This is a genomic window from Gemmatimonas sp. (assembly GCF_044345575.1).
Classification (GTDB): Bacteria; Gemmatimonadota; Gemmatimonadetes; order Gemmatimonadales; family Gemmatimonadaceae; genus Gemmatimonas.
This window is the reverse complement of record NZ_JBIJAW010000141.1, coordinates 1-8329: the sequence shown is the minus strand read 5'-3', so window position 1 is coordinate 8329 and position 8329 is coordinate 1. Positions and strand designations below refer to the sequence as shown.

Sequence of the window (8329 nt, the reverse complement as noted above, 5' to 3'; positions counted from 1 at the left end):
AGCGCGCAGTCACGGAGGAATGCGGTAGAACAACACGCCGGCCTGCGCTGCGCGCGCCGGCGATGGCCAAGACGCAAAGGAAATCGGGCGCGCCGCGAAGCGGCTGCGCCCGTTTTGTTGTACCATATTTCTCCTGTCTGCGTGCTGTAGTTCCTGCCGTCTGCAGTTTGCAGTTTGCCGTTGAACCCACCCGCCCCCACGCGCGATGTCCCCAAAGCTCCCCAGCCGCCACGCCATGCACGGCCCCGAACGCGCCCCGCATCGCGCGTTCTACTACGCCATGGGGCTCAACGAGCAGGAGATCGCCCGGCCGCTCGTCGGCGTCGTTTCGAGCTGGAACGAAGCGGCCCCGTGTAACATCGCGCTCAAGCGGCAGGCCGAAGTGGCGAAGCGCGGCGTCGTTGCCGGCGGCGGCACCCCGCGCGAGTTCACCACCATCACGGTGACCGACGGCATCGCCATGGGGCACGCGGGCATGAAGGCGTCGCTCGTAAGTCGCGAGACGATTGCCGACAGCATCGAACTCACGGTGCGCGGGCACTGCTACGATGCGCTCGTCGGCATCGCCGGCTGCGATAAGACGCTCCCCGGCATGATGATGGCCATGGTGCGCCTCGACGTGCCGAGCGTGTTCCTCTACGGCGGCTCCATTCTGCCCGGGCGGTACCACGATCGCGATGTCACGGTGCTCGACGTGTTCGAAGCCGTGGGCTCGTACGCGGCAGGGAAGTGCTCGCTCGAAGAACTCACGGCGCTCGAGAAGGTAGCGTGCCCTGGTGCCGGGTCGTGTGGTGGCCAGTACACCGCCAACAGCATGGCCTACGTGAGCGAGGCCATCGGGCTCGCGCTCCCCGGTTCGGCCAGTCCACCGGCGGCGTACGAAACCCGCGATCGCTACGCTGAACTCGCCGGTGAAACCGTCATGCGGTTGCTGCGCGACGGGCTGCGGCCACGCATGATCGTCACCCGCAAGTCACTGGAAAATGCCGCGGCCGTGGTGGCGGCCACGGGGGGCAGCACCAACGCCACGCTGCACCTGCCGGCGCTCGCGCACGAATGCGGGATCGACTTCGACTTGTTCGATGTCGCCGAAGTGTTCAAGCGCACGCCGCTCATCGCCGATCTCAAGCCGGGCGGGAAGTATCTCGCCAAGGACGTGCACGACATCGGCGGCGCGGGCGTGGTGCTCAAGTCGCTGCTCGACGGTGGTTTTCTGCACGGCGACTGCATCACGGTCACGGGCAAGACACTCGCCGAGAATCTTGCCGATGTCGTCGTGCCCGGTGACCAGAAGGTGGTGATGCCGGTGTCGCAGGCGCTCTCGCCTACGGGCGGACTGGTGGGACTCACCGGCAACCTCTGCCCCGACGGCGCAATCGTGAAGGTGGCGGGGCTGTCGCACCTCACGCACAGCGGGCCGGCGCGCGTCTTCGATAGTGAAGAGGCGTGCTTCGCTGCCGTGATGGAGCGGAAGTACGACAAGAACGATGTGCTCGTGATTCGCTACGAAGGGCCCAAAGGCGGCCCCGGCATGCGCGAGATGCTGAGCACCACGAGTGCCATCTACGGGCAGGGAATGGGCGAGCACGTCGCGCTCATTACCGATGGCCGTTTCAGCGGCGCCACGCGTGGGTTGTGCATCGGCCATGTGGGCCCGGAGGCGGCGGTGGGGGGCGCAATTGCCCTGCTGCGCGACGGCGACATCATCGACATCGACGCGGCCGCTGGCACCCTGCATGTGCGGCTCACCGACGAAGAACTCGCCTCGCGTCGCGCCGCCTGGCAGCCGCGGGCCACCGACTATCAGAGCGGTGCCATCTGGCGCTTCGCCCAGACCGTGGGCCCCGCGCGCTATGGGGCGGTCACGCACCCCGGCGCCAAGGCCGAGACCCACGTGTACGCGGACGCGTAGGTCTCGAGTTTTCGGTTCGCGGTTCGCGAGTTCGCGAGTTCGCGAGTTCGCGGCGCGCGAGCCCCCGGCTGGCGCCCGCTCACCTCGTTCGCGGCTCTCTTCGGGGGTGGCCGTGCGCACTGCGTCGCTACGCGACTCCGTGCGCCGGCGTCACCCCCTCAGGGATCCGCTCACGAGGCGGCGGGGCCGCCGAGGCTCGCATCGCGTGGGCGCGCGCTGAACAGTGACGGATCAGCGTTCCGCGCGAGGCGCTCAGCGCCTCGCGGCCGCCCGCTGCAACAGGAACGCCGTCGCGTACAGCGCGATCGCGAGCACACTCAGCGCGATCGACCAGCGCACGTCGCGCGCGAGCGCTGCGCTGGCGGCCACGTTCGCGCTCACGCCTAGCGGATACAGCGCCGCCCATCGGCGTGTCGGCTGCGCAAACCACAGCAGCACCGCCACGACGGTGCAGGCAACGATCAGGGCAAGGACGTGCTGACGTTCCATGTGGCTACGATGCGCTCACCACGCACATCGCACAAGCGAGCGCTGCGAAGCTACTCTCACATCTCACGCCTCAGTTCGCGCAAACGTGATGTGAGCCCCGGCGGCCCCGCCGCCCGGTGAGCGGCTCTCTGAGGGGGTGACGCCGGCGCGCGAAAGCGCGCACGGCCACCCCCGAAGCAAGCCGCGAACCGGGTGAGCGGGAGCCACCCGGGGCGATGGTCACCCGATCGGCTTCTTCGGCACGAACACGTTCGGCACGCCCAACTTCGACAGCAGCGCGTTGAACTCGCTCAGGTCTTTCTCCTCGAGCCCCTGCAACGTGCGTAGCTGCACATCCAGCTTGCCGCCCAGGTCGCTCGTGATCTCGCCGTGCTGCTTGGTCGGCGGGTTCGTCCCCTCGAGCACCTGCCCGTTCAGCGACAGGAACATCTGGTACAGCTTGATCGGATAGTTCAGCGTCGCCTGATCCGCCTTGGTGTACACCTCGTAGATCTCCGCGCGCACCGCCTCGAGCTTCTTGCGCAGCGCACTCGACGCGTCACGCACCTCCTTGGCATACGCCTGCGAGCCCGCCTGCCGTGACCGCTCGTCGAGCTGACGCTGCAGGTCCTGAATGCGCGCCACCGTTTCCGTGATGCTCGTGACGCGCGCGCCCACCGCGTTCGCCGCATCGAACTGCGCCCTGTACTCCGCGGCCGTGAGCGTCACCCGCGGGTCGGGACGCACCGAGAACGGCTGGGACAACGTGTCCTTGCCCACGATGAGGCGGACCGCATACTCACCCGGCATCGCCGTCGGGCCATCGGTGGAGCCGTCGTCCACGATCGCGCCCGGAATCGTCTTCGGCCCCGGATACGCCAGGTCCCACGTGAAGCGATTGGCGCCCGCGCGGGCATGCACCACCGAATCAGCCGCATCGTACGCCAGCGCTTCGGCACTCTGCTTCGCACGGATGCGTGCGGCCGCGGAATCGGCGGCAGGATGTCCCGTGCTGTCCTTCTTCGGAGCGGCTGCGCTCGAGAACGTGCGAATCACCGTGCCGCCCTGCTCGAGGAGCTGCACCGTGATCGGCTGCTTCGGCGCGTCCTTGAGCCAGTAGTCGATGTTCACCCCGTAGCGCGGATTGGCGCCCGCCGTGAGCGACGCACGCCCGCTGCCGCCGCCACTCACCCAGCGCACGGCCGGCGCCGGCGCGAAGAGATGCACCGGCTTGGCCATCACCTCGCCGCTGAGTGCGCGCAACGGCGAGAGGTCATCGAGTGACCAGAACGCGCGGCCGTGCGTGGCTACGATGAGATCATTCTCGTGCACCCGCAGGTCGCGAATCACCACGCGCGGCAGGTTGAGCTGCAGCGGCTCCCAGTTCGCCCCGTCGTTCATCGACACGTACACGCCCGTCTCGGTGCCGGCGAACAACAAGCCGCGACGCTTCGTGTCACTGCGGATCGCGCGCGTATACGACCCCAGGGGAATGCCCGCGTCGATGCGCGTCCACGTGGCACCGTAGTCGGTGGTCTTGAACAGGTACGGGGCGAAATCGTCCTGCTGATAGCGGTTCGCCGCCACGTACGCCGTCCCGGCATCGAACGGCGACGCGTCGATGATGGATACGCGCGTAAACGGGCCGAACGCCTTCGGCGTCACGTTGGTGAATGTGGCCCCGTTGTCGCGCGACACGTGAATGAGGCCGTCGTCGCTCCCGGTCCACAGCACGCCCTTCGTCACCGGCGACTCGGCGAACGCGAAAATAGTAGCGTACCACTCCGTACCCGTCATATCGCCCGTCACCGGGCCACCACTGCGCCCGAGCGTCATCGGATCGTGGCGGGTGAGATCACCCGAGACCTTCTCCCAGCTCGCGCCCTGATTGCGCGAACGCCACAGATACTGCGACGCGGTGTACAGCACGTCGGGATCGTGCGGCGAGAAGTGGATGGGGAAGGTCCACTGGAAACGCTGCGGCACGTCGGCCGCGGCGATACCGTCGTAGTTCCCGAGCCAGACCGACACGTCACGACGCATGTTCGTACGCGCATCGTGACGCGTGAGCTGGCCCATGTAGCAGCCGCCGAAGGTCACGTTGGGGTCGCGCGGATCCACCGCGAGGTACGCGTTCTCGCAGCCGGCCACCGGATACCAGTCACGTTCGGTGAGGCTGCCGCGATCGCTCCGGTGCGCGATGTTCACCGTGCTGTTGTCCTGCTGCGCGCCGAGGATGCGATAGGGCTGCGACTGATCGGTGGTCACATGGTAGAACTGCGACGTGGGCTGGTTGTTTTGCGAGCTCCACGTGCGGCCACCGTCGAGCGAGATGGTGGCGCCGCCGTCGTTGCCGTTGATGAGCCGCTGCGGATTCTTGGGGTCCACCCACATGATGTGGGTGTCGCCGTGCGGGACGCGCGTCGTCGTAAACGTGCGGCCGCCGTCGATGCTGCGGCTCACCTGCAGGTTCATCACGTACACGGTGTTTTCGTTCACCGGGTCGGCCGTGATGCTCATGTAATAGTACGGGCGCACCACGAACTTCTGCTCGCTATTCACCCGCGCCCAGCTCTCGCCGCCGTTGTCGCTGCGGAACACGCCGCCCAGCGAGTCCTGCGCTTCGATATTGGCGTACACCCGCTGTGGGTTCGCCGGCGACACCGACACGCCGATCTTGCCGATGAGCCCCTTGGGCATCCCCGGGTTGAAGGTGAGCTCCGTCCACGTTTCGCCACCGTCGGTGCTCTTCCAAAGCCCGCTGCGTCCCGCCCCCGCATCCATACCCCAGGGCGTGCGCTGGAACTTCCACATGCTCGCATACAGGATGCGCGGATTGGTCACGTCGATCGACAGATCGGCCGCGCCGGTGCTGTCATCGAGGAACAGCACCTTCTTCCACGTGACGCCGCCGTCGGTGGTGCGGAACACTCCACGGTCGGGGCTGGGCCCGAACGCATGCCCCAGCGCGGTCACATAGGCCACGTCGGGGTTGGACGGATGCACCCGAAGGCTGGTGATGTGCTGCGTGTTGGCCAGCCCGCGCGACACCCACGTGTCGCCGCCATCGGTGCTGCGATACACGCCCGTGCCGTACGTGATGTCCTCGCGCGGCTTCCCCTCGCCGCTTCCCACCCAGATCACGTTCGGGTCGCTCGGCGCCACCGTGATGGCGCCCACGCTGGACAGGTCGGTCTTGCCGTCGGTGATGTTCTCCCACGTCTGCCCGGCATTGGTGGTCTTCCAGACCCCGCCGTTCACGGCACCGAAGTAGAAGACCAGCGGCCGGGTGGGATCGCCCGTGACGGCCGTCGACCGGCCGCCGCGGAAGGGCCCCACGAGGCGCCACTTGAGCGACTTGAACGCCCGCGAGGTTTTCGCGCCGTCGCTGTAGAGGGCCGGGTCGTAGGCCGGACGATCGGGGGCGCGCGTCGGCTTGGTGGCTGACTGGGCGCTGAGGGACGGGGCGGCCGTCAGCGACCAGAGCGTCGCCGTCGTAAAGAGGGTGACGCGAGCGCCACGCGAAGGAGTGCGGTTCGGAGACATCCGGAGACGTTGCTCAGTTGCCTCCCGCGGTGCAAGATGGGCTCGCCTCTCACCCCTTCATGAGGAGTCTTTCACGATGCTGGCCCTCCCGTCCCACGCCCGTCGATCGTCGCGCCCCCTCTGGCCGATGGCCGTCGCCCTGCTGGCCGTACCGCTCCATATGGCGGTCGGCCAAGCGCCGGTTGCCGGCAAGCGCCCCATGACCTTCCTCGACATGCAGTACGTGCGGAGCGCCGGCGGGGCGTCGGTCTCCCCCGATGGGCGCCACGTGCTCTATACGGTCACCACGCCGGATTGGAAGGAAGCCACCACCCAATCAGACATCCATGTGGTGGCGACCGATCGCGGGGTGAGCACCTCCAGGCAGCTCACGTTCACCACCACGAAGAACGAGAGTGGCCCGCGCTGGGCCCCCAAGGGCGGATGGTTCGTCTTCGCGTCCAACCGCGAAGCGCCGGCGGCCACCGCCGGCCAGCAGCAGCTGTTCATGATGCGCGCCGACGGCGGCGAAGCGCGCCGCATCACCAACGCGGCGCAGGGCGTGGCCAACTACGCGTTCACGCGCGACGGCCAGTGGCTGGTGTACCGCAGCGGCAAGGCCACCGAGGAGCAGCTCTATGCGATCGCCGTGAGCCGGCTCGAGAGCGGCACGCCGCTCGATTCTCTCGCTCCCGCCCAGCTGACCAAGCACCGCACCGGGGTCGGCGACTGGCGCGTCGCGCCCGACTCCAAGCGCATCTACTTCCTCTCGGCGGACACCGTCGACACCGACGAGCGCCTGCGCCGCGAAAAGAAGTTTACGGTGAACGTGCGCAACGCCGAGGAGCCCACGGCGAGCCTGTGGATGGTCGATCTCGCGTCGCCACAGTATGCCACCACGCGGCTCACGCGCGACACGAGCATGGCGGTGACCGGCTTCACCATCTCGCCCGACGGACGATACCTCGGCTTCAACGCGGTGCCCAATAACCGCTACAAGCGCAACATCACCGAGGAAGGGATCTACGCCGACGTCTTCCTGCTGGACACGCAGGGCAACGGCATCGAGCGGCTCACGCAGAACGAGGAGAACGCCGAGAGTGCGCTCAGCTTCTCCCCCGATTCGCGGACGATCGCCTTCTCGGCGTCGGACGACATGACGAAGTACAACATGAAGAATCGCCGCGTGTATGTACGCGACGTGGCGGCCAAGGGTGGAGCGTTCCGCAAGGTCGGCGATCTCGACGGCGACAACAGCGTCGGCTTCTGGTCGGCCGACGGCAAGACCATCTACTTCAACGAGGGCTACAAGGCCACGCAGCAGCTGTTCGCGCTCGATGTGGCGACCGGCAAGGTGAAGCCGGTGACGAACGTGCAGGGCGTGATCGCCGTCAATGAGGACGAGGAGACCAAGCGCATCCTGTTCAATTATCAGGATCCGATGTCGCCCGGCAATCTCTTCACGGTGGCCACGCTGGCCGACCTCACGAAGCGCGCCGCGTGGGTGCAGCTCACCGACGCCAACCCGTGGGTCGGTGAGAAACTCGCGCTGGGCGAAGAGACCGAGATCACCTGGACCAGTAAAGACGGCAAGCCGGTGGGCGGCGTGCTGGTGAAGCCGGTGGGGTACGAGCCCGGCAAGAAGTATCCGCTGCTGGTGGCCATTCACGGCGGTCCCGCGTCGGCCGATCAGCTCAGCTTCAACGGCGGCTACGGCGCGCAGGTGTATGCAGGGCAGGGATGGGCGGTGCTCATGCCCAACTACCGGGGCAGCACCAACTACGGCGAGGCGCACAAGAACGGCATCGTCGGCAACTACTTCGACCCCGGCTATCAGGACATCATGACCGGCGTTGATCATCTGGTTGCCACCGGTCTCGTGGACAGCACCAAGATGGGCGTGCTCGGCTGGAGCGCCGGCGGACACTGGAGCAACTGGATTCTCACGCACACGACGCGCTTCAAGGCCATCTCGAGCGGCGCCGGTACGAGCAACTGGATCTCGATGTACGCCCAGTCCGACGTGCAGCGGAACCGGCAGCACTATCTGGGTGACAAGCTCCCGTACGACGACTTCGACGCCTACTGGCGCCAGTCCCCCATTCAGTTCATCCGCAACGCCAAGACGCCCACGATGATCCACGTGGTGGAAGGTGACCCGCGCGTGCCCAGCCCGCAGAGCGTGGAGCTGCACATGGGCCTCAAGCGTGTGGGCGTGCCCACCGAGCTGTTCATGTATCCCGGCTTCACACACGGGATCCCCGACGCCCGCAACCGGCTCGTGAAGAGCATGAGCGAGATGTCGTGGATGGATTACTACGTGTTGGGCAAGGGAAACAAGTTCTCGTGGCGGCAGGTGCTGGAGACGCTGGAGGACCCGAAGGCCGAGAAGAAGATCGATGTGAAGGGGCCCTGAAATCGGCG

Annotated in this window: 4 protein-coding genes; 2 read left to right on the top strand and 2 right to left on the bottom strand. The window is 67.0% G+C overall.

The window, feature by feature from the left end:
• Positions 1-205 precede the first annotated feature (205 nt).
• Positions 206-1912: a dihydroxy-acid dehydratase gene (ilvD, locus tag ACIQ6O_RS09680; RefSeq protein WP_396207586.1), complete on the top strand. Its 1707-nt coding sequence runs from the start codon at positions 206-208 to the stop codon at positions 1910-1912.
• A gap of 252 nt (positions 1913-2164) precedes the next feature.
• Here the strand turns inward: ilvD and ACIQ6O_RS09675 are convergent, their stop codons facing one another.
• Together ACIQ6O_RS09675 and ACIQ6O_RS09670 are read right to left on the bottom strand one after the other, a co-directional pair.
• Positions 2165-2401 (bottom strand): hypothetical protein, encoded by a 237-nt coding sequence (locus tag ACIQ6O_RS09675; RefSeq protein WP_396207585.1) that lies wholly within the window; start codon positions 2399-2401, stop codon positions 2165-2167.
• Between the two features lie 219 nt (positions 2402-2620).
• Positions 2621-5926, bottom strand: a complete 3306-nt coding sequence (locus ACIQ6O_RS09670) for a glycosyl hydrolase (RefSeq protein ID WP_396207584.1) — start codon at positions 5924-5926, stop codon at positions 2621-2623.
• A 76-nt stretch (positions 5927-6002) separates the two neighbouring features.
• Here ACIQ6O_RS09670 and ACIQ6O_RS09665 point away from each other — a divergent pair, with 76 nt between their 5' ends.
• Complete coding sequence (locus ACIQ6O_RS09665) at positions 6003-8321, top strand: S9 family peptidase (RefSeq protein WP_396207583.1); 2319 nt, start codon at positions 6003-6005, stop codon at positions 8319-8321.
• Positions 8322-8329: the final 8 nt, after the last annotated feature.

What these genes read in the sequence shown, in the direction of transcription:
- ACIQ6O_RS09670 (WP_396207584.1), bottom strand. Translation starts at nt 5,926, where the DNA reads ATGTCTCCGAACCGCACTCCTTCGCGTGGCGCTCGCGTCACCCTCTTT.
- ACIQ6O_RS09675 (WP_396207585.1), bottom strand. Translation starts at nt 2,401, where the DNA reads ATGGAACGTCAGCACGTCCTTGCCCTGATCGTTGCCTGCACCGTCGTG.
- ilvD (WP_396207586.1), top strand. Translation starts at nt 206, where the DNA reads ATGTCCCCAAAGCTCCCCAGCCGCCACGCCATGCACGGCCCCGAACGC.
- ACIQ6O_RS09665 (WP_396207583.1), top strand. Translation starts at nt 6,003, where the DNA reads ATGCTGGCCCTCCCGTCCCACGCCCGTCGATCGTCGCGCCCCCTCTGG.